Raw genomic sequence first — 21,718 nt, 5'->3', positions numbered from 1 at the left:
GTACACTCCTCTTCGGCCGGGTTCCGGATCGGTAAAATGAGCTAAATCAGACACGCACTATAATTCATGTTATCCTCGGGCGCAAAGAATGATAATTCAGGTTCGCCCGGTTCATCGGGAACCGCAACGACAGCCGCAAGGAACCGCCGGACGGCCATGAGGCAAAGAACGCATACCGACGTGCCGCACCAGCGCCGCACCACCCTCGGGATCGAGGATTATCTCGCCCGTCTCGGCGACCGGGTGCGCGCGGCCCGGGCCCAGCGCGGCATGTCACGGAAGATCCTGGCGCGCGATTCCGGCGTCTCCGAACGCTACCTTGCCCAGCTCGAAAGCGGCCGCGGCAATCCGTCGGTCGCGGTGCTGCACCAGGTTGCCGACGCCATGGACATGTCGGTGATGGAACTGGCGGATCCGCATGGCGGCACCGATCCGGCCCTGGCGGAAATCCAGGCCCTGCTCGCCCCCCTCGCCCCCGCGGAGCTCTCGGAAGCAGCCGAAATTCTGGAGCGGCGTTTTGCCGGCAGCGGCACGCGGGGACGGCGCATCGCGCTGATCGGTCTGCGCGGTGCCGGCAAGTCCACCCTCGGCAAGGCTCTGGCGGACGCGCTCGGCTTTCCCTTCATCGAGCTGAACCGGGAGATCGAGCGGGATTACGGCGCCAGCATCGGCGAGATGCTCTCCCTGTCCGGACAGCCGGCCTTCCGGCGCTACGAGAACCGCTGCCTGAACGCCGTCCTGAACGATCACGAGGAAGCGGTGATCTCCACCGGCGGCGGCATCGTCTCCAACGCGGACACCTACACCATGCTGCTGCGCCGGTCGCACACCATCTGGCTGCAGGCCAGCCCGGAAGAACACATGCAGCGCGTCGTCGAGCAGGGCGACATGCGCCCGATGGCCCAAAACCGCGAGGCCATGTCCGACCTGCGCGCCATCCTCGAAGCCCGCGCCCCGCTCTATAACCGGGCGGAAGCCAGCGTCGACACGGCGGGCGAAGCCCCCGAAACGAGCCTGGCGAAACTCACGGAAACGGCGCGCGCGCTGATCGCCTAGGCGAAAGCGGAGATATCCACCGGCATCCGCTTTTGCCCCCACGTGCCCGGCACCTCCTCGAACACACCCGCCAGTTTCGTGCCGCAGCCGGTGCAGCAGCCGCCCGCATCCAGCCTCCATTCCGACAGCACATACCAGTCCCGGCCGATCACCCGCTCGCCGCAGCCGTGGCAATAGGTGCTCTGCCGGCCGAGATCGTGCACGTTGCCGGTATAGGCATGCCGCACCCCGTTGCGGCGGGCGATGCGGCGCGCCCGGGCCAGGGTGTCGAACGGCGTGCGCTCCTTGTCCAGCATCCGGTAGTCGGGATGGAAGGCGGAGAAATGCATCGGTATGTCGGGGCCGAGATGCTCGACCACCCAGCCGGTCATCTCGTCGATCTCCCGCTCCGAATCATTCTCGCCGGGGATGATCAGGTTGGTGATCTCGAACCAAACATCGGTTTCTTCCCGCAGATAGCGCAGCGTGTCGAGCACCGGGCCAAGCGCGCTCTTGGTCACGGCTTTGTAGAAATGCTCGGTGAAGGCCTTCAGATCGACATTCGCCGCATCGACATTGCGGAAGAAGGCGGGCCGGGCCTTGTCCGTCAGGTACCCCGCCGTCACTGCGACCGTCTTCACCCCCGCTTCCCGGCAGGCAATCGCCACGTCATCCGCATATTCATGAAAAATGATCGGATCGTTATAGGTGAAGGCGACGGAGCGGCAGCCGAGCTTGGCGGCGGCCCGGGCAATCGCCTCCGGCTGCGCCTCGGACTGCATCGAGTCCATCTCCCGGCTCTTCGAGGTGTCGTGGTTCTGGCAGAAATTGCAGGCCAGATTGCAGCCCGCCGTGCCGAAGGACAGCACCGGGGTGCCCGGCAGGAAATGGTTCAGCGGCTTCTTCTCGATCGGATCGATGCAGAAACCGGAGGAGCGGCCATAGGTGGTCAGCACGATCCGGTCATTCTGCCGCGCCCGCACGAAACACAGCCCGCGCGCGCCTTCCTTCAGCTTGCAGTAACGCGGACACAGCTCGCACTGCACCCGCCCGTCCTCCAGCAGGCTCCAGAACTCCGTCTCGACAATCGGGCCCTTGCCCTTCAGCGCGGGAGGCGCGCTGTCGGCAAGGCTTGGTGCTTCATGCATGACCATATCGCCCACCAGCATTGCTCCTTCGCCGGGTTCTCGCCCGGACTTTCACGGCATTATACTCCGCCGCGTTACTGACCGCTTCCCCAAACCCGGGACCGATCCTTGTTCATCACCCTGATCCTGCCCATTGCCCCGATCTTCCTGCTCATCGTCCTCGGCCATCTGCTGCGCCGGGGCGGCATTCCGAGCCTGGAATTCTGGAACCTGAACGACAAGCTGGTCTACTGGGTGCTGTTCCCCTGCCTGCTGTTCAACAAGATCGCCACCATCGACTTTTCCGGCGTGCATCTCGGCGGGCTGGCGGTCGTGGTCTATAGCGGGTTCGGCGCGGCGGTGCTGTTCTCGCTGCTGCTGCTCTTCCTGTTCCGCGCGGAAAAACCGCTCTGGACCTCCGTCATGCAGGGCTGCACCCGGCACAATACCTTCATCGCGCTGGCCGTGGGCGAGCAGGTTTTCGGCGCCGAGATCCTCGGCACCGCCGCGCTTGTCACCGCCCTGCTGATCCCGATCACCAATGTGGTTGTGGTCTGCCTGATGGCGACCGCGCTGGCCAAGAAGGACGGCGGCAACCTCTTTGTGGCGGTGTTCCGGGATCTGGCCCGCAACCCGCTGCTGCTCGCGGTCGGGCTCGGGCTGATCTTCAATGTCCTGGACTGGCACCAGGTCCCCGTCATCACCGACATGACGGCGATCCTCGGCGCCGCCGCCCTGCCCATCGTGCTGCTCTGCGTCGGCGCCAATATCCGGATCAAGGCGATGAGCGCCGATCTCAAGGCAACCCTGCTCTGCGTCCTCGGCAAGATGGTGGTGTTCCCGGCGGCCATGGCCCTCGCCGGTCTCGCCATCGGGCTGGAGCCCGCGCTGTTCATGGCCGCCATGCTGTTCGGCGCCTCCCCCGCCGCCGCCAGCGCCTACACCCTGGCACGCGCCATGGGCGGAGACGCCCCGGCCATGGCCGGGATCGTGACGATCCAGACGGCGCTGTCCTTTGTCACCATGCCTGCGACGCTGTTGCTGGCGCAGTATTTGATTGGCCAATAAACCCTCCCGCTCCATCCCATCCGCACCTATATTCAGGGCATGACACAGGGATCGACCGAAACCACCGCACTCCGCGCCCCGCACGTCGCCGGCGCCTTCTACCCGGCCGCCCCGGATGCGCTGGAAAACATCGTCGCGCAGTGCCTCACCGGCGCGGCGGAGACGCCGGTGGCGGATGCGAAGATCATCATCGCGCCGCATGCGGGCTATGTGTTTTCCGGTCCCATCGCCGGGACCGCATTCAAGCCGCTCGCCAGACGCCGCGACAGTATCAAGCGCGTGGTGATTGTCGGCCCGGCCCACCGGGTCGGGTTCAAGGGGCTGGCGACGACCAGTGCCGATGCCTGGGCGACGCCGCTCGGCACCGTGCCGGTGGCCTGGGATGCTTTGCGCACGCTTTTGACCCTGCCGCATTTCCATGTCTCCGACCGGGTGTTCGAGGGGGAGCACAGCCTTGAGGTGCACGTGCCCTTCCTGCAGCAGGTGCTGGGCGCTTTCGAGATCGTGCCGATCCTGGTCGGCGATGCCGGGGCGGGTCAAGTGGCGCAGGCACTCGACGCGGTCTGGGGCGGGCCGGAGACGCTGATTTCCGTCTCCTCCGACCTGTCGCATTTCCTCGACTACGACAGCGCCCGCACGCTCGACAGCCGGACCATGCAGAATATCGAGCTGCTGAAGCTGGAGGATATCGACGGCACCGGCGCCTGCGGGCACCGGGCGATTGCCGGTGCGCTCAGCCACGCACGGCGGCGGGACATGCGGGTGACGGCACTCGATACGCGCAATTCAGGCGACACGCACGGGGCCAAAGACCGGGTGGTCGGCTATGGCGCGGCGGCGATGGAATATGCCGGGAGCGCGCGCATTCCGGAGGCGGACCGGGAGCAGATGATCGAGGCCGCCCGCTATGCCTTGCGCTTCGGCGCCGAGCATGGCCGCCCGCCGGAGGCGCAGCTCGGCAAGAACTTGTCACCGTCCCTGAAGGCGATGCGGGCCAGTTTCGTCACCGTGAATATCGGCGGCAGGTTGCGCGGCTGCATCGGCAGTGTGATCGCGCATCAGCCGCTGCTGCTGGATGTCATGACCAATGCCTACAAGGCCGGTTTCGGCGATCCCCGCTTCCCGCCGCTGACTGCCGAGGAGCTGGCAACGGCGGACCTGCACGTCTCCATCCTCTCCACCCCGCACGCCCTGCCCTTCAGCAGCGAGAAGGATCTGGTGTCCAAGGCCCGGCCGGACGTGGACGGGCTGATCCTGCAGGAGGGCAACAAGCGCGGCCTGTTCCTGCCGAGCGTCTGGGAAGGCCTGCCGAAAGCGGAGGATTTCATCCGCAACCTGAAGCGGAAGGCCGGGTTGCCGATGGATCACTGGTCGGACAGCCTGCGGGTGTTCCGCTATACGACGGAGAGTTTCGGGGCGCCGTTTGCGGGACCCGCGCAGAGGTAACGCGCTCACCACCCACTAAAATAATCGTTTCCCGGATCACGTCCGGGAAAACACGTGTGGGGAGATTCTTACACGCCCGGCAGGGCCATCACCTGTTTCGACCAGACCGCCAGCGGCGCTTCAAAACCGCGGATCTTTTGCTCGCCAAGCGGTTTCAGCAGGTCATCCGGTTTTGCCTTGCCCGCCACCCCGGCATCGGCCAGCACCGTTGCCCCGACATCCTTGGCCAGAACTTCCAGCCGGGCCGCCCGGTTCACCGTATCGCCATAGATGGTGAAGGCCTGCCGCCTCTCGGAGCCGACACGACCCGAGGCGATCTGTCCGGCGGCGAGGCCGACGCGGACGCGGAAGCCGGACTCACGTGCACAGGCCAGCAGATCCGACGCGGCATCCAGCGCGGCCCGCTCCGGTTTGGCGATCTCCAGCGGCGTGTTGAAGGCGGCGAGCAGACCGTCGCCAGTGAAGCTGATCACCACCCCTTCACGGTTCGAGATCGCCTCGGCGGCGCGGGCCAGGAAGGCGCCGAGGGTGGCGATGACCTCTTCCGGCGCGCGGCCATCCGCATAGGCAGTGAAATTCTCAATATCGAGCACCAGCGCCACCCCGTGCCGGACCTGCGGCGCCAGCGCGTCCCGGTCCGAGGCAAGCCGCTCGGCGATGGTTTCCGGCACGAACCGGCCGAAAGTCCGGACCGCCCGCTCGCGTGCCTGCTCGGCCTCCACCTGGGCCACGAAAACGCAGCGCGCACGATAGACCGCAAGGGCAAGGACCAGGGCCGCGATCATCAGCAGCACGGTTTCCTGGAGCCGCGTGCCGTAACCGACGAAATCCGGGGAGAGGAATACATTCAGATATTCCTCTGCCGTCGGCCGGGACGGCAGGTCGCTCCAGGAAAGCCGCTGCTGCATGTCGGCGATGGCGAGACCGAAGGCGACCCACCAGCCGGCCACGGCCGCCAGCCCGGACCAGGCCACCAGGCGCCAGGACAGGGTCAGGCACGCCATGGCGACCAGCGGGAACAGGTAATGCACGCCGAAGGCCCGGAACGCGAGCACCTGGGGCAATTCCGGCGCAAACCGGCTGACCGGGATGACGATGAAGACGGCACAGACGGCAAGGATGTCGATGGCGTAGAGGGCATATTTCAGCCACCACCGCTCATACCGCGTGCCGACCACCGTGTAGCTGACAATGCCGATCACGCCAAACAGGGCAAGCGCCGTCATGGCCATCGGGCTGGGGGCGAATCCGGCAAGGTTCCAGCCGACCGTCAGCCAGATCATGCCGACAGCCACTGCCGCAGTCCGGCAGAGCACGGCCAGCTTCAGCCCCTGCCGTTCCGCCGCCAGCAAACGTTGCCGCGCCACCCGTCCAGCCATGTTCCATCCCCGGCCTGTGCTGGCACACCAATGCGCGCAGCAATCAGTGCATTGAGCCTGATTGCTGCGGTTTAGGCTAGACCGCGAGTGCCGTCGAAAGCGGCGTCGTCGGATGTGCCACTGCCGAAACGCCCGCGTCGGAGAGCATGGCGCCGAGCGGGCAGGCATACATGATCGGATAGGTGGTCGCCGGCCAGCTCTCGGTCGGGGCCACCGCCTCCAGAGCTGCCATGGTCGCCGCGTCGAAACGGGCATCGGCATAGATCGTGTCGATGGCCCCCAGATCGACCCGCGGCTGGTTCAGCGCGGTCGCCATGTCCATGCCGAAATCATTGACGAAGGAGCAGAGCTGGAAGACGGCCGGCATGATCTTGCGGCCGCCGGAGGCGCCGAAGCCGAACCAGGGCTTGCCATCCCTGGTCACAACCGCCGGCACCATGTTGCAGAGCGGCTTGGTGTCCGGCTTCAGCGAATTCGGACGGCCCGGGCGCGGATCGAACCAGTTGATGCCGTTATTCATCATGATGCCGGTTTCCGGGAACAGCACCCGGCTGCCGAAACGGGAGAGCAAGGTCGTCGTGATCATGACGATATTGCCCTCGGCATCGGCGGCAGCGATATGGCTGGTGCAGCTCCGGTCGCCATGGTCGCCGGCATGCCCCAGATTGGCCATCCGGTACTCGTAGGCGGCCTTCAGGGTGCGGGCATAGGCGGCGTAGGTCTCCGCGTCCGGCGCCGCACCGGAGAAGGCCGGCAGATTCTTCAGCGCATCGGCGAAGCTCGGCCCGGCGGTCAGGCCGCCCGGCACATGGTAGGTCGCCTCGCCGCGCGTCATCGACAGCGGCTCCTGGACTTCCGCCTCATAGGCTTCCAGATCCGCCATCCGGACGGAGGAGCCCAGACGCTCAGCGTCTTTGGCAATGCGTTCCCCGATGGCGCCGCGATAGAAGCTCTCGGCTCCGTCCCGGGCAAGCTCATCCAGTGTGTCGGCAAGCTTGCCGAGTTTCAGGAATTTCGGCTCCGGATCCGCGCCCATCGCCGGCGGAAAACCGCCCGGCAACCAGGTTTCCGCCGTCGCCGGGCATTTCTGCAGCGCCGGCATGTCGGCGCCACACATCAGCATGGTCCACCAGGTAACGCGATGGCCGCGCCGCGCCAGGGCGGCGGCAGGCGCGATGACATCGGCGAGACTCTTCGTGCCGTATTTCTGCATCGCCAGCGCATAGCCGGCAACGGTGCCCGGCACGGCGATCGAATAGGGGCCGTTCACGTTCCGGTCGTCCACCACCGCGGGCCAGCCGAACAGGTCGGCGCCGGTGCCCTCGGCCAGCGGATAGTCCACCGGGTTCAGCCCCTTGGCAGACTTCATGGCGAAATCGACGACCCGGACCGCCTTCTCCTTCGCCGAATACAGCGTGATGTATCCGCCGCCGCCAAGGCCGCTCATCCAGGGCTCGGCAACGGTCAGGGCAAAGGCCGCGCCGATGGCCGCGTCCATAGCATTGCCGCCATCCTTGAGAATTGCCTGCCCGACGGCTGCCGCTTCGACATTCTGCGAGGCCACGGCGCCGCGCGGACCGGTTGCCGCCGGCTTCTCTGTTTGCCATGTCTCATAGGTCCGCTCGAAGGCGGTGACGGAAGCGGGAACGCTCATCGGGGATACTCCGGGCATGAAGGTTGCATTGCCGCAAGAGAGTGCGACACCCTGAGTGTGATAGGGATGATGCGCAAAAAGCAACTCGGGCGTCAGAAAGGGTGATGTGCCAATGACCAGCAGCTACGGGAAGTCGGCCCGCATGGCGGTCCTCGCGATCCTGGCGGTGCTGGGCCTCCAGATATTTACGCTGCACGCGGCGAACGCACAGCAAACGCCCCCGGTCGAGCCCCCAGAGGACGTCAAGGACGAAGACTGTGCGAAAATCCCCGGAGGCAACGCGCCGATCAACATCCTCGCCCGGCTGAAGGGCGGCATGGCCGTCGAGAACCTGGAATACACCTACTTCCGGAAAAAGCTCCATGAGTTTACCCAGAGTGACTTCGACTATCTCAAGAAGCTGATCCCCTATTGCGGCGATCAGAAAGTCGAGCAGACGGAATATATCCTCGACCGGCTCTCGGTTATGGTGCTCGAAGCACAGCAGACCCGGCAGAAATCCATCGACTGGATCAAGGCGACCGTGGAAGTGCTCGAGAAACTGCCCGCGACCAAAGTCTCGATCGAGGAAGTCCACAATATCGAGATCGAACTGAAGAACCGTCTGCTGGAGATGACCCGGGCGGACGGGAAATATCTTGCCATGAAGCTGAACGAAACCCGCGACCGGCTCTACCGGGATGCAGCTGTGGTCCCGACCGGCAAGGAGCCGCATGACCCGGCAATCGAGGTCAGCCCCTTCCTGCCGGAGATTCCCACCGACGAGCGGAAACCCGATCCAGGCTGACATGTCAGTCTTTTCGTTTTTCTGCGTGCCAAGCCGCCCCGCGCGCGACACACTCCCGATCTCAAAAAGGATAATGACGGGAGGAAGTCATGTCGGGGAACGGAAAAACCGCGCTGGTAACCGGGGCCGGATCGGGGGTCGGTCGCGCTGTCGCGCTGGCCTTCCAGAAGGAAGGCTACAATGTCGTTCTGGCCGGACGCCGGCCGGAACCTCTTGAGGAAACAGCCGCCATGGCGCATGCCGGCGGCGGGGCCATGCTGGCCGTGCCGGCCGATATAGGCAAGGTGGCCGAGGTCGATGCGCTGTTCGATGCGCTGAAGAAAGCCTTCGGCCGGATCGACCTGCTGTTCAACAATGCCGGCATGGGTACGCCGGCCATCCCGATGGACGAGCTGACCGCAGAGCAATGGCAGGCCGTGGTCGACGTCAACCTGACCGGCTCGTTTCTCTGCGCCCAGCGGGCCATGGGAATGATGAAGAAGCAGACACCGCAGGGCGGCCGGATCATCAATAACGGCTCCATTTCGGCCCATGTGCCGCGGCCGAATTCGGCCCCCTATACATCGACCAAGCATGCCATCACGGGACTAACGAAATCGATCTCTCTGGACGGCCGCGCCTTCGACATCGTCTGCAGCCAGATCGATATCGGCAACGCTGTGACGCCGATGACCGAGCGCATGGTCAAGGGCGAAGGCGTGCCGCAGGCGGACGGCTCGATGATGATCGAGCCGCGCATGGATGTTGCACATGTGGCCAGCTCGGCGGTCCATATCGCCAAAATGCCGCTCGATGCGAATGTCCAGTTCATCACGGTGATGGCAACCAAGATGCCGTTTGTCGGGCGGGGCTGAGGATCCGTCAGAGATAGTCCTGCAGCATCGCCACCAGGGGCACGTCGGCAGGCGGCATCGGGTAGTCCTTCAGACGCATCGGACGCACCCATTTGACCGCCTGGCCTTCCTGCGGCGTGACCTGTCCCCACCAGCGGCGGCAGAGATAGAGCGGCATCAGCAGGTGGAAATCCTCGTAGGCATGCGACGCGAAGGTGAAGGGCGCAAGGCAGCTCTCCTTCGTGTCGATGCCGAGTTCTTCCTGCAGCTCACGGATGAGCGCGTCCTCGGGGCTTTCCCCCTGATCGACCTTGCCGCCGGGAAACTCCCACAGACCGGCCAAGGTCTTGCCTTCCGGGCGTTGTGCCAGCAGGACCCGTCCATCCGCATCGATCAGGCCGGCAGCGACCACCATGATGATCGGTTTCGCAATATCGTCACTCATGCCGGGATAACCTTGCCGCCGCGCGCCTGCCAGTCGGACCGGGACAGGTCGAACCGCACCATATCGACCTCATCACCGAAATTCGGACGCTTCACCCGCATCGTGCCGGCACGGGCAAGGCCGCATTTCTCCATAACCCGGATCGACGCGGGATTGTCCGGCATCGCCGCCCCCCAGATCCGCCGCAGACCAAGCGACCCGAAGCCGAAATCAAGCAGGGCCGCAAGCGCCTCGCTGGCATAGCCCCGGCCCCAGGAAGAGGTGGCCAGCCAATAGCCGAAATGCGCAGTTTCTTCAGGGTCGAACCGCAGATCGATGGTGCCGACAGGCTCTTTCGTTACCCGGTCCAGGATCAGGTAATAGAGCCCTTTTTCCTCCGCCCGTCCGGTCCGCGCGCGTTCTATGTATGCATCCGCGTCAGGCCGCGTATAGGGCCAGGGCACGGAGGTCAGAAACTTCACGATGCCGAAATCGTTCATCAGCGCGAAGAGCGTATCCCCATCCGCCAGCTCCGGCGCCCGGAAGGCGAGCCGCTCCGTCATCACACGTTCCATCGCGCGGACCCTAGCTGCGATAATCCGCATTGATGCTGATATAGCCGTGGGTCAGATCGCAGGTCCAGACCGTGGCGGCGCCGTCGCCGGCACCGACATTGACATCGATCCCGATCTCCTTGCCCTTGAGATGGGCTGCGACCGGCGCCTCGTCATAATCCGGGTTCCGCTTGCCATCGACCGCAATGTCGACGCCGCCGAAGCCGATGCTGATGCGCGAGACATCTATCGGCTGTTCGGACTTGCCGACCGCCATGACCACCCGCCCCCAGTTCGCGTCCTCGCCTGCGATGGCTGTCTTCACCAGCGGCGAATTGGCGATGGAGAGCGCGATCTTGCGCGCGGAGTCGTCGGACACTGCCCCCGTGACACGCACCTCGATCAGCTTCTGAGCGCCTTCGCCATCGCGCACGACCAGAAGAGCGAGCTCGCGCAGGACAGCTTCCAGAGCCTGCCTGAAACCGTCGAGCGCCGGATCCGCCGCGGCTGACGGCACCGTGTTCCCGGCGGCGCCGGTGGCGAACAGCAACAGCGTGTCGCTGGTCGAGGTATCGCTGTCGACGGTGATGGAGTTGAAGGTCCGGTCGACGATGGGCGAAAGAATTTCCTGCAGGATCGCCGCCGGAATCGCCGCGTCGGTGAACACGAAACTCAGCATCGTCGCCATGTTCGGCTGCACCATGCCGGAACCCTTGGCGATGCCGGCAATGGTCACGGTCTGGCCGCCGATCTCCGCGGTGGCACTGGCGCCTTTCGCGAAAGTGTCCGTCGTACGGATCGCGCCCGCAGCCGCGTCCCAGCCGTTTTCGGTGAGCTTGGCCTTCGCATCCGGGAATGTGGCAATGATCTTGTCATGCCGCAGGATCTCGCCGATCACACCGGTGGAGGCGATATAGATCTCATCCGGCGCACAGGACAGGATGCCCGCCGCCGCGGACGCGGTCTCGCGCACCGAGGCGTCCCCGATGGCGCCGGTAAAGACATTCGCGTTGCCGGCATTGACGACCAGGCCCCGTCCGCTGCCCCTGGCCAGGATTTCCCGGCACCATGTGACCGGCGCACCCGGTGTCGTTGAGCGTGTCAATGTCCCGGCGACGGTCGTGCCGGGCGCCAGCTCGACCAACAGCACGTCGTCCCGGTTCTTGTATTTGATCCCGGACGAGACCGTGGCTGTACGTACCCCGGCAATCGCCGGAAGTGTCGGAAAGCTGTCCGGAGCGAGCGGCGAAACCTGGTCGGTCATGGTCGGGATCCTGTGGATACTATTTCGACTGAAGTTCCGTGCCGTCAGGCCCGTAACGCTTGATGTCGACGCCGGCCCTGAGTTCCTCGACCGCCTTTGTCAGAACTTCGCGGGTCATGTCTTGCGTCAGCTGGGGCTGTACCTGCTCGAAGCTCGGTGGCTGCACGGCGCGCCGATCCTCGACCTTGATGATATGCCAGCCGAACTGGGTCTGCACCGGCGCTTCGGTGATTTCGCCCGGTTTCAGGGCAAAGGCAGCCTCGGAGAACGCCGGAACCATGGCATCGGCGGTGAAATAGCCGAGATCGCCACCGCTGGCCCCTGAAGGCCCGGTGGATTTCTCCGCCGCAAGCTTGGCGAATTCGGCGCCGTTCTTGAGCTCTTCAATGATGGTTTTCGCGTCTTCCTCGCTGGCCACGAGGATATGGCGGGCTTTCACTTCCTCGCCGGCGTCTGCATCCTCCTTGATGGTCTCTTCGTAGCGCTTGCGCAGCGCATCCTCGTCAACGGAGTCCTTCACCTTGTCGGTCAGATAGACCTCGGAAATGATATCACTTTCCGCCTGGCTCACCCGCGCCTTGACGTCGTCCCGATCCTGAATCCCCGCTTCCCGCGCCGCACTGGCGATCAGACGGGAATCAATCGCCCGGTCCAGCATTGGCGGATAGATCTGCTCCATCGGTGCCTGCTGGTACTGCTGCGGGAGCTGCTGGATCTGCAGCAGGATTTCCGAAAGATAGATCGGCGCGCCGTCGACGGTGGCGACGACAGTGGTTGCCGGATCGATTGCGGCCTGCTCGACCGGCTTCGTTTCAGGCGTGCTGCCGGTTTGTTGCGCGAAAGCAGGAAAGGCCGACAGGGCAACGCTCAGGGCCATTGCAGGAAGCAGTGCCGTCACCGAGAGGCGCAGGGCTGGAACACACAATACTGGCCGGAAGCGGAAGTCTTTCATCGAGGCGCCTTTCACCGGACCTTCGGCCCGCGCTTTGTTCTGAAGAATGGCGCGGGAGCAGGGCTGCCGCACGACGAGCAGCCCTATCAGATCGCCCTGGGAGCGGCAAGACGCGTTTGCAGGCTGCAAGGTGACAAGTTCGGGAGTGTCGGCGCCTGGTTTCAGCGCTTGCCGAACGGCAGGATGAGGTCGAGCGCCAGCCATTCGGCCGGCGCGCGGTGGTTGGAAAAATCACTGTTGTCGGCCCGGATCAAAACAATAGCGCCTTCGGTATCGTTGCTGCCGCCAAAATGCGGCAGATCCCGCCGCACGGTCTCGATGATGTTGTTGGCGATGGCCGCCCCATGCGTGCCCGTATCGACGAAGATGCCGGGACGGGCATCATGCACCGCAGCGTCACCGCGCACATCGAAAACCACACCGGTCGCCCTCATGTCGATCCGTTCGAGAAACTCGGCAGCTCCGATCTTGATCGCCGCCGTGCCACGCAGACTGTCATAACGCACCGAAATGTTTGCGAATTCCAGGCCGCGCGGGCTGGAAGTCGCGCTGCCGGGTTTGCGGAGAAAGCGTTCCCGTGCCTGACGAACAGCACTCAAAGCCGCAATATGGAACCGCCGTTCGACGTCATGAGCGGCGCTGTCCGGGACTTTCATCAGGCTGGTCACGAGCAACCCGACATTTGTCACCGCGCGGCGGATAAGGCTGCTGAGATCCTCCGTCAGCAGGACCGCCGTGGACCGGGAGATCAGGACATCGTCATCGCTCGACGCATCGGACGCGTTTGTCGCACGGGCGTAAGCGTTGGAGGCATAGGGCGAGCGCGATGTCGGCGGCCGCGCCGACGCATTGGAGAACCGCACCTCAACACTGTCATCGTCGGTGCTGGAATGCTTCTGATTTTGCTGAGGATTTTGTTCGCCGGCACCATGTTCGTCGCGCGACTTCCCGCGGCGCGGAAGGACACGCTGATTCAATGCCTCTCCGCCGACCTGGCGGCTTCTCCGCGCTGTCGTCGGCGCGATCACCCCTGACGTGTATCCGGTGATCCGATCAATCATATGCTTACCCTTTCTAGGCAACACATCATATTCGTTAACAAAATTTAATGGAAATTAATCAGAATTTCAAACTATCTCCAGCGATTGATTTTCTTTAAAATGAATATTGAATATATCACATATTGCGCCTCAGTTCACCTGCCGCCTTGCGGAGTCCTTGCCATACGGCTTGGCGCGCCTTAATCGCTCCAAAACACATGCGGCGCGAGGTCGCGGCAGAGTTGCCGCCACATGCTGAAACGGACCGTGTGCCCCGTTATTTCCGGACCGATGAACATCAACGGGGAAATAGCCCTGTTCCGAACCGCCGGCGGGTGCACGGATGTACTGTTCCGACGGATTGCATCGTTCGTGGCCGGGCCTCCCGGGCCGGACGCGTTGACAGAGTTTGCGTGACCCCCTATCTGTCAGCCAGCCGGTCACTTTCCGGATATTCATTCTCATTTAAGAGGTCGGCATGCTCGGCGCACTCGCCAAAGCCTTCTTCGGCTCGGAAAACGAGCGGATACTCAAGCGTTTGCAAAAGACTGTCGATGCGGTGAACGCTCTCGAGCCGGAGTTTGTGGCGCTCGACGACGCGGCACTCACGGCAAAGACGGAAGAGTTCCGGCAGCGTCTGAAGGCCGGGGAGAGTCTCGACGACATTCTGCCCGAAGCCTTCGCAACGGTCCGCGAGGCGGCGAAGCGGACGCTCGGCCAACGGCATTTCGATGTTCAGCTGCTCGGCGGGCTGGTGCTGCACCAGGGCCGCATCGCGGAGATGAAAACCGGCGAGGGCAAGACCCTTGTCGCCACTCTTGCGGTCTATCTCAACGCCATCGAGGGCAAGGGCGTCCATGTCGTTACCGTGAACGACTATCTGGCCAAGCGCGATGCCGGCTGGATGAGCCAGATCTATGATTTCCTCGGACTCACGACCGGTTGCATCGTTCATGGCCTGAACGATGCCGAGCGCAAGGCCGCCTACGCCTGCGACGTGACCTACGGCACCAACAACGAATATGGATTCGACTATCTGCGCGACAACATGAAGTTCCGCCTGGAAGACATGGTACAGCGCGACTTCAATTTCTCGATCGTGGACGAGGTCGATTCGATCCTGGTGGACGAAGCGCGGACCCCGCTGATCATTTCCGGCCCGGCCGAGAACAGCTCCGCCACCTATACCGCCATGAATGCCGTGATCCCCGGACTCGTTCCCGAAGATTACGAGAAAGACGAGAAGCAGCGCACCGTCGCCTTTACCGAGGCCGGCCAGGAGCATATCGAGGAGTTGCTGCGCGACGCCGGCATGCTGGAAGAAGGCGGTCTCTACGATATCAACAACATCTCGCTGGTGCATCACGCCAATCAGGCGCTCCGCGCCCACCATCTCTTCGCCAAGGACACGGATTACATCGTCAAGGACGACAAGGTCGTCATCATCGACGAGTTCACCGGCCGGGCGATGGAAGGCCGGCGCTATTCCGAGGGCCTGCATCAGGCACTCGAGGCCAAGGAAGGCGTCACCATCCAGAACGAGAACCAGACCCTGGCCTCGATCACCTTCCAGAACTATTTCCGGCTCTACCCGAAGCTGTCCGGCATGACCGGCACGGCGATGACCGAGGCCGCCGAATTCGCGGAAATCTACAATCTCGAGGTCGTCGAGATGCCGACCAATGTCGATATTGCCCGGAAAGACTATGACGACGAGGTCTACCGGACGGCCGAGGAGAAGTGGGACGCCATCATCGACACCATCGCGGAATGCCGCGAAAAGGGCCAGCCGGTGCTGGTCGGCACGGTTTCCATCGAGAAGTCCGAGCTGCTCTCCGGCCTGATGCACAAACGCCGGATCGAGCACAAGGTCCTGAACGCGCGCTTCCATGAACAGGAAGCGACAATCATTGCCCAGGCGGGTCAACCGGGCGCCGTGACCATCGCGACCAACATGGCCGGCCGCGGCACCGACATCCAGCTCGGCGGCAATGCCGAGATGCGGATTGCGCTGGAGCTTGGCGAAAACGCCGATCCGGAGAAAGTCGCGGCGCTGCGGGCCGAGGTCGAAGCCGCACGGCAAAAGGCGCTGGAATCCGGCGGTCTTTACGTCATCGGTACCGAGCGACACGAAAGCCGGCGGATCGACAACCAGCTGCGCGGCCGCTCCGGCCGGCAGGGCGATCCCGGCGCCTCCAAGTTCTTCCTGTCGCTCGAAGACGACCTGATGCGGATCTTCGGCTCCGAGCGCATGGACGGCATGCTGAAGCGCCTCGGGCTGGAAAAGGGCGAGGCGATCGTCCATAGCTGGATCAACAAGGCGCTCGAGAAGGCACAGCAGAAGGTCGAGGCCCGCAACTTCGACATTCGCAAGCAGTTGCTGAAGTATGACGACGTCATGAATGACCAGCGCAAGGTCATATTCGAGCAGCGCAAGGACATCATGCGCGCCGAAGAGATCGCGACCATGGTTGCCGACATGCGTCATGAAGTGATCGAGGATGTGGTATCGCGCTGTATCCCGGAAGGCGCCTATTCCGAACAGTGGGATATCCCCGCCCTGCACGAGGAATGCCTGCGATTGCTCGCCCTCGACCTGCCCGTGTCCGAATGGGCGGCGGAAGAAGGCATCGCGGATCAGGAAATCCTGGAACGCATCACCAAGGCGTCGGACCGGGCGATGGCTGAGAAAGCCGCGAACTACGGCCCGGAAGTGCTGCGCATGGCGGAGAAGAGCCTGCTGCTGCAGATCCTTGACCAGCAATGGAAAGAGCACCTTCTGTCCCTGGATCACCTGCGCCAGGGCATCAACCTGCGCGCCTATGCCCAGAAAGACCCGCTCAACGAGTACAAGCGCGAGGCCTTCAATCTATTCGACGGCATGCTGACCGGACTGCGCCAGACTGTCTGCAGTGTGCTTTCTCATCTGGAAATCCGGATTCAGGCAACACCGGAAGAAATGGAAGCCCGCATGGCGGCGGAGAGGGCAGCCCGGGAAATGCATGAGGGCCGCCAGGATCCCGCTCTTGCTGCTGCTGGTACCGACGACGAAACGATGACGGACGGGGAAACCATGGTCCGCTCCCGGCAGAGTGCCGCCAGCATTGACCCACAGGACCCGTCGACCTGGGGCAAGGTGCCGCGAAATTCGGCATGCCCCTGTGGTTCTGGCAAGAAGTTCAAGCAATGCCACGGGAAGATCTGACCAGGAACGCAGGCCGGAGCACCTACCCTGCTCCGGCGCGTTAGCGCCCGAGTGAGATCACCGTCCCCCCGGCACGGATTTCCATGCTGGCCACGCAGACCAGTCCGATAAGCACAACATCGACCTCGTCGAAGTCGCCGCTGAAAGGCAGGCAGAGGAACTGCATTCCATCGGCGGAACCCGATGCCGGCTCGTGGCACTGCGCCGCCGTCAGAATGCAGCGCGTGAGTTCGTCAGGCAGACCTTCGCCGGGCTCGGTTGTCGCGCCAATTGGCTCCCCGCCGAGAAGACCCGCCGCGGCCTCGCCTGCGAACTCGATCTGAAATCTGGCATTTTCCCCATAGGCGAGTAGGACATGGGGCATTTCATCCACAAGATCGGAGAGAAACAGGTTTTCCGACAGGGGGAGTACCAACTGCGCACGGGAAAAATCCCAATAGACTTTCAGATCCCGCAAGACCGGGGACAAAGGCTCCGCGTGCGCAAGCCGCCGGTCCAATTGAAAATCCACAATCATAATCTTCTCCCTCGGCGTTGCCATGCGCCGTGGCTATGGACGGTCGACAATGGTTTTTCATTGCCCGGCCCTATTCCAAGCCAGCCCCTTAGTTCCTTTCGCTCCGGCTCCGGTCGCTCCCCGGCCCCGGCATCGCCTTGCTCCACCAGCGCGAATTCAAACGCTTACGCTGCTACGACGTAGCACCAGAGCGTATGTGACAAGACCAGCCTCCGCAACGTTCCGTCAGGCAGTCGTGTGTTTTTCAATCATGGCTTTTCAAATACATCCGACCCCGGGCAATGGCGACAACTTTAGCTATCATCCGTTCCGCTACGGGTTCGCACAGCCGCAACCCTCTGCACACAGGCCGGACGGGGGATTTCTACTGTAAGGTCTTCGAAAGCGACAACCCTGAGTTCAGGCCGACACAAAATCAGAAGTTCTTCGCGGTGTAGCAAAAAGTCCGGATTCCGTGGCTTGCCGAATGCTTCATTACCCGTCGCGAAGGTTTCGTAAATCAGCATACCGCCCGGTTCGACGGCCGCCACAATATCCCGCACGATCGGCCGGTGCAGATAGTTCGTCACGACGACACAGCCGAACCGGCGGCCGGCAAGCGGCCAGGGCCGTCCGGATTCGAGATCGAATGCGACAAGCTCGACCCTGGGATCGGCTGCCATATCGGCAACCGGCGCAATATTCCGATCCAGCATAACCACCGGATTTCCACGAGCGCGGAAAAACCGGCCATGGCGTCCCCCGCCGCAAGCGACGTCAAGAACAACCGCCTCTTTCGGCACCATCGTCGCGAACCGCTTCACCCAGTCCGATACAGCCCGGACCGGACCGGTTTCAGCCCGTGCCTCGCTCATTCCGCCCCCCCGGCCGCGTCAATGATGGGGATGACCGCGCCGGAAAACACACAATCCGGAACCGCGAGTCGCAGAAAAACCGGCCCGGCCGCCTCGACCGGGGTCACAGATCGTGGGTCCTCATTCGGAAAGGCCGTCGCCCGCATATCCGTGCGCATCGCCCCCGGATCGACGGCATTGGCCCGGATGCCGAATTTCCGGTTTTCTGCTGCATAGACACGCATCATGGCTTCCAGCCCCGCCTTGCTGGCGGCATAGGCGCTCCAGTCCGCATGGGCGCCGCGGGCGGCGCCAGAGGTCACAAAAACGCACCGGCCAGCATCGGACGCGGCCAGCATCGGGTGCAGTGCCATCAGCAAACGATGGGCGGCGTTGAGATTGAGATCGATCACCGCGTCCCAGGTTGCGTCTTCGGTATCCGGCAGGGGCATAAGGCTCCCGAGCGATCCGGCATTGAGAACAAGCACGTCAAGCCGTCCGCCGCTGCTCTCGATGGCCTCAAGCACCATCGCCATTCCTTCCGGGCGGCTCAGGTCGGCCGGAACGGACACCGCAGCACCTCCCTCGACCTCGATTTCGCCCTGCCGGGCTGACAGCGCTGCGGCATCACGCGCAACCAGAAAAACGGCCGCTCCGGCGCGCGCGAAGGTTCGCGCAACTTCTGCACCGATGCCGCGGGAAGCGCCGGTCACAAGCGCCACCTTCCCGGCGAGCGGTTTTTCCGTATGGTCGACGACGTCGGCGACTTTCTTCTCCTCGGCGATGATTCCGAGCTCTTTGCTGATGTCGTTCAGGGCTGCTTCCAGGGTATCCACGATGTCGTCGACCTGATCATGCGTCACCACGAAGGGCGGTGCGATCAGAAGGGTGTCCCGCACCGCGCGCAGGATGATGCCGCGCGCCCGCATGTTCTCGCGGCAGACCGCGGCGACCACGCCGGGCGGATCGAACAGGATATGACGGGCCTTGTCCTGAATCAGCTCCACCGCCCCCAGCAGGCCGAGACAGCGCACTTCTCCGACCAGAGGATGATCCGAAAGACGGGCAAGCGCATTCCGGAAATAGGGGCCGATATCCTGCGCAACCCGCTCGACCAGCTTTTCCCGCTTCAGGATGTTCAGGTTTTCCAGAGCCACGGCGGCCGCGACCGGATGTCCGGAATATGTAAAGCCGTGGGCCAGTCCGCCATCGGCATCCCGCAGTCTCTCCGCGATCGGGTCCGAAATCATCAGGGCGGAAATCGGCTGGTAGCCCGAGGAAAGTCCTTTCGCCAGGGTGATGAAATCCGGACTCAGGCCGAACAGTTCCGCCGCCGACCAGGCCCCGAGCCGGCCGAAAGCGCTGATCACCTCGTCCAGAACGAAGAGCACATCATGACGCTGGCAAATCGCCTGAACTTTCTTCAGATACCCTTCCGGCGGGAAGATCAGGCCGCCGGCGCCCTGGATCGGCTCGCAAATGAATAGCGCGACGTTCTCGGCACCGAGTTCCGCGATCTTGATTTCAAGCGCATGCGCGGCTTGCTCGGCGAAAGCAGCTTCCGACAGGTTCGGACCATGGCGGAATTTGTAGGGTGCATCGATATGCGCAAAGTCCGGCAGTCCGGCACCGCCCTGCTCGTGCATGGCGCCGATGCCACTGGCTCTCAGCGTCGCCAGTGTGGAGCCGTGATAGCCCTCTTCCCGGCCAATCACGATACGCTTGGATGGCTTGCCGGCAAGCTGCCAGTAATAGCGCCCCAAACGGATCGCACTGTCGCAGACCTCGGAGCCGGAATTCGCGAAAAAGGCGGTGTTGAGATGACCCGGCATCAGCGCTGCCAGCGTCTCGGCCAATTCCGCCGTCGGCGCGGTCGTGGTGTTGAAGAAGGTGTTGTAATAGGCCAGCCGCTGCATCTGTCGGGCCGCAATATCGGCCAGTTCCTTGCGGCCATAACCGACATTCACGCACCACAGGCCGGCAAGTGCATCGAGATAGCGATGGCCCTGATCATCCCAGAGATAGCAGCCCTCGCCCCGATCCATCACCGTCGGCCCACCCGCCTCGGCAAGTCCCCGGTTATCGGTGAAAGGATGCAGGTGATGGGCGGCGTCCCGCTGCCCCAGGGTCTTGCCCTCCGGATCACTCACACTCAGTCCCCCGCGCAACAACACACTGGCTAATTCGCAATTATTACACTATTTCCACACCATGCTATCCGATAGCTGACAGAACGACATTGGGTCAGTTGGATGATCAAATACAGATTGCATTGCGACAAGGATCATAGTTTCGACGCATGGTTTCGCGACAGTGCTGCCTATGACACTCAGGCGAGCGCCGGTTTGCTGACATGCCCTGACTGCGGCTCGTCCTCGATCACCAAGGCCCTGATGACGCCAAACGTCTCCTCTTCCAAGAAGAAGGGCGACGACACGCCACCGCGAACAGTCGCGGCGATTAACGAAACCCCGCCGGAAATGATTGAGCTGCGCCAGAAGCTCGCCGCACTTCGTTCCGAGGTCGAACGCAATTTCGACTATGTCGGCAAGGATTTTGCCGAAGAGGCCCGGAAGATCCACTACGGCGAGACCGACCCGCACGGCATTTACGGTGAAACCAGTTCCACCGAAGCCGAAGCCCTGCGGGAAGAAGGTATCGGTTTCTCAGCCATCCCCTGGCTGCCGAAAAGCGACGCCTGATCAGGCACTTTCCGGACGGACCGCCAGCATGGCGTAATTGATTGCGAGATCCGAAGACCGCTCAAAGGAATCGCCCAGTGGATCGAACCGGATCCCGGTCTTCTCCGCCATGGCCAATCCAGCTTCCGTCAACAGCGCGCGCAGCTCTTCCGGTGTCAGAAACTGCCGCCAGTCATGCGTGCCCGCCGGCACCCAGCGCAGCACATATTCGGCCGCAAGCTTTCCGAACAGCAGAGACCTCATGGTCCGGTTGAGAGTGGTCACGAAGACCGCGCCGCCGGGGCGAACCAGCTTGGCGAGCGAGGATGCAAAAAGCGCCGGATCAGCCACGTGCTCGATCACTTCGGAAGCGATCACGACATCGAAAGCCCCGGGCATTTCGGCGGCAAGATCTTCCGCCAGACAGGCCCGGTAATCGATTTCGAGACCTGTTTGCCCGGCATGCAGCCGCGCCGTGCCGATGGTCAAGGGATCCGCGTCGATGCCGGTCACCGCCGCGCCCATCCGGGTCAGCGGTTCCGAGATCAGGCCGCCGCCGCAGCCGATATCGAGAAATTTCAGGCCATCGAACGGCCGCACGTCCGTTTCGGAAAGCGCAAAATGATCGCCCAGCCACTCCCGAATCAAAGCGAGACGGACCGGTGTGAACTTGTGCAACGGCGCGAAAGGCCCCTGCATGTCCCACCATTCCGCCGCTACCGCGGAGAACCGTGCGACATCCTCCGGATCCGCCGTACTTGCTGCTGTGTTCTTCTGATTCATGGGCGCTCCATTCAACACCGAGCCCGGCCTTGCCCGGACAGCGACGTGCCGTTATGTATAGCCCCGCCCGGGTCCATTAGGAACGCTTGCGTTCCGGTTTCGGGCATTGGGGATACACTCCTGAAAAGCGGAACGA

19 protein-coding genes are annotated in these 21,718 nt (G+C 63.2%); 7 read left to right on the top strand and 12 right to left on the bottom strand.

Annotation, left to right across the window (positions count from 1 at the left end; all coding sequences use genetic code 11):
• Positions 1-156 precede the first annotated feature (156 nt).
• A complete protein-coding gene (locus tag RH950_RS09930) occupies positions 157-1,056 on the top strand; it encodes a helix-turn-helix transcriptional regulator (RefSeq protein ID WP_350056226.1) in 900 nt (299 codons plus the stop codon).
• Here RH950_RS09930 and amrS read toward each other — a convergent pair.
• The gene (gene amrS / locus RH950_RS09925; protein ID WP_350057114.1) at positions 1,053-2,189 is read right to left on the bottom strand and encodes an AmmeMemoRadiSam system radical SAM enzyme; all 1,137 of its coding nucleotides are present in this window, start codon (positions 2,187-2,189) and stop codon (positions 1,053-1,055) included. The two genes, RH950_RS09930 and amrS, sit on opposite strands and share 4 nt — an antisense overlap.
• Before the next feature lie 102 nt (positions 2,190-2,291).
• Between amrS and RH950_RS09920 the strand changes: the two genes are divergently transcribed.
• Positions 2,292-3,230 (top strand): AEC family transporter, encoded by a 939-nt coding sequence (locus tag RH950_RS09920; RefSeq protein ID WP_350056224.1) that lies wholly within the window; start codon positions 2,292-2,294, stop codon positions 3,228-3,230.
• 39 nt (positions 3,231-3,269) lie between these two features.
• The gene (gene amrB / locus RH950_RS09915; protein ID WP_350056222.1) at positions 3,270-4,676 is read left to right on the top strand and encodes an AmmeMemoRadiSam system protein B; all 1,407 of its coding nucleotides are present in this window, start codon (positions 3,270-3,272) and stop codon (positions 4,674-4,676) included.
• 68 nt (positions 4,677-4,744) lie between these two features.
• Here the strand turns inward: amrB and RH950_RS09910 are convergent, their stop codons facing one another.
• Together RH950_RS09910 and RH950_RS09905 are read right to left on the bottom strand one after the other, a co-directional pair.
• Entirely contained in the window at positions 4,745-6,055 is a 1,311-nt protein-coding gene (locus RH950_RS09910) for an adenylate/guanylate cyclase domain-containing protein (RefSeq protein WP_350056220.1), read from the bottom strand.
• A 76-nt stretch (positions 6,056-6,131) separates the two neighbouring features.
• Positions 6,132-7,709 carry a gamma-glutamyltransferase gene (locus tag RH950_RS09905; RefSeq protein ID WP_350056218.1) on the bottom strand — a complete coding sequence of 526 codons (1,578 nt, stop codon included), beginning with the start codon at positions 7,707-7,709 and terminating at the stop codon, positions 6,132-6,134.
• Between the two features lie 112 nt (positions 7,710-7,821).
• Between RH950_RS09905 and RH950_RS09900 the strand changes: the two genes are divergently transcribed.
• Entirely contained in the window at positions 7,822-8,496 is a 675-nt protein-coding gene (locus tag RH950_RS09900; protein ID WP_350056216.1) for a hypothetical protein, read from the top strand.
• 89 nt (positions 8,497-8,585) lie between these two features.
• Entirely contained in the window at positions 8,586-9,350 is a 765-nt protein-coding gene (locus RH950_RS09895; protein ID WP_350056214.1) for an SDR family oxidoreductase, read from the top strand.
• A 7-nt stretch (positions 9,351-9,357) separates the two neighbouring features.
• Here RH950_RS09895 and RH950_RS09890 read toward each other — a convergent pair whose 3' ends face one another.
• Genes RH950_RS09890 through RH950_RS09870 form a run of 5 tightly spaced genes read right to left on the bottom strand, consistent with a single transcriptional unit; the run spans position 9,358 to position 13,584 of the window.
• Entirely contained in the window at positions 9,358-9,774 is a 417-nt protein-coding gene (locus RH950_RS09890) for a (deoxy)nucleoside triphosphate pyrophosphohydrolase (protein WP_350056212.1), read from the bottom strand.
• On the bottom strand, positions 9,771-10,316 hold the full coding sequence (locus tag RH950_RS09885) for a GNAT family N-acetyltransferase (RefSeq protein ID WP_350056210.1): 546 nt from the start codon (positions 10,314-10,316) through the stop codon (positions 9,771-9,773). Before RH950_RS09885 ends, RH950_RS09890 begins: the two co-directional genes overlap by 4 nt.
• Before the next feature lie 22 nt (positions 10,317-10,338).
• Positions 10,339-11,571, bottom strand: a complete 1,233-nt coding sequence (gene argJ / locus RH950_RS09880; RefSeq protein WP_350056209.1) for a bifunctional glutamate N-acetyltransferase/amino-acid acetyltransferase ArgJ — start codon at positions 11,569-11,571, stop codon at positions 10,339-10,341.
• A 19-nt stretch (positions 11,572-11,590) separates the two neighbouring features.
• Complete coding sequence (locus RH950_RS09875) at positions 11,591-12,652, bottom strand: peptidylprolyl isomerase (protein ID WP_350056207.1); 1,062 nt, start codon at positions 12,650-12,652, stop codon at positions 11,591-11,593.
• 32 nt (positions 12,653-12,684) lie between these two features.
• Positions 12,685-13,584, bottom strand: a complete 900-nt coding sequence (locus RH950_RS09870; RefSeq protein ID WP_350056205.1) for a hypothetical protein — start codon at positions 13,582-13,584, stop codon at positions 12,685-12,687.
• A gap of 457 nt (positions 13,585-14,041) precedes the next feature.
• Between RH950_RS09870 and secA the strand changes: the two genes are divergently transcribed.
• Positions 14,042-16,768 (top strand): preprotein translocase subunit SecA, encoded by a 2,727-nt coding sequence (gene secA, locus RH950_RS09865; RefSeq protein WP_350056203.1) that lies wholly within the window; start codon positions 14,042-14,044, stop codon positions 16,766-16,768.
• A 40-nt stretch (positions 16,769-16,808) separates the two neighbouring features.
• Here the strand turns inward: secA and RH950_RS09860 are convergent, their stop codons facing one another.
• The 3 genes from RH950_RS09860 to RH950_RS09850 form a co-directional block, all read right to left on the bottom strand.
• Entirely contained in the window at positions 16,809-17,285 is a 477-nt protein-coding gene (locus RH950_RS09860; protein ID WP_350056201.1) for a hypothetical protein, read from the bottom strand.
• 293 nt (positions 17,286-17,578) lie between these two features.
• Positions 17,579-17,980, bottom strand: a complete 402-nt coding sequence (locus RH950_RS09855) for an SAM-dependent methyltransferase (RefSeq protein ID WP_350056199.1) — start codon at positions 17,978-17,980, stop codon at positions 17,579-17,581.
• Between the two features lie 155 nt (positions 17,981-18,135).
• A complete protein-coding gene (locus RH950_RS09850) occupies positions 18,136-20,268 on the bottom strand; it encodes an aminotransferase (RefSeq protein WP_350056197.1) in 2,133 nt (710 codons plus the stop codon).
• Positions 20,269-20,370: 102 nt separating this feature from the next.
• On the opposite strand from RH950_RS09850, the gene RH950_RS09845 reads away from it, so the two are divergent.
• On the top strand, positions 20,371-20,820 hold the full coding sequence (locus RH950_RS09845) for a DUF1178 family protein (RefSeq protein WP_350056195.1): 450 nt from the start codon (positions 20,371-20,373) through the stop codon (positions 20,818-20,820).
• On the opposite strand, the gene ubiG is transcribed toward RH950_RS09845, so the two are convergent.
• Positions 20,821-21,582: a bifunctional 2-polyprenyl-6-hydroxyphenol methylase/3-demethylubiquinol 3-O-methyltransferase UbiG gene (gene ubiG, locus RH950_RS09840; protein ID WP_350056193.1), complete on the bottom strand. Its 762-nt coding sequence runs from the start codon at positions 21,580-21,582 to the stop codon at positions 20,821-20,823. It abuts the gene before it with no gap.
• Positions 21,583-21,718: the final 136 nt, after the last annotated feature.

The organism is Nisaea sp. (genome assembly GCF_040217065.1).
GTDB lineage: Bacteria > Pseudomonadota > Alphaproteobacteria > Thalassobaculales > Thalassobaculaceae > Nisaea.
Note: the sequence above shows the minus strand (reverse complement) of the source record. Positions and strands in the feature narration are given on the sequence as shown.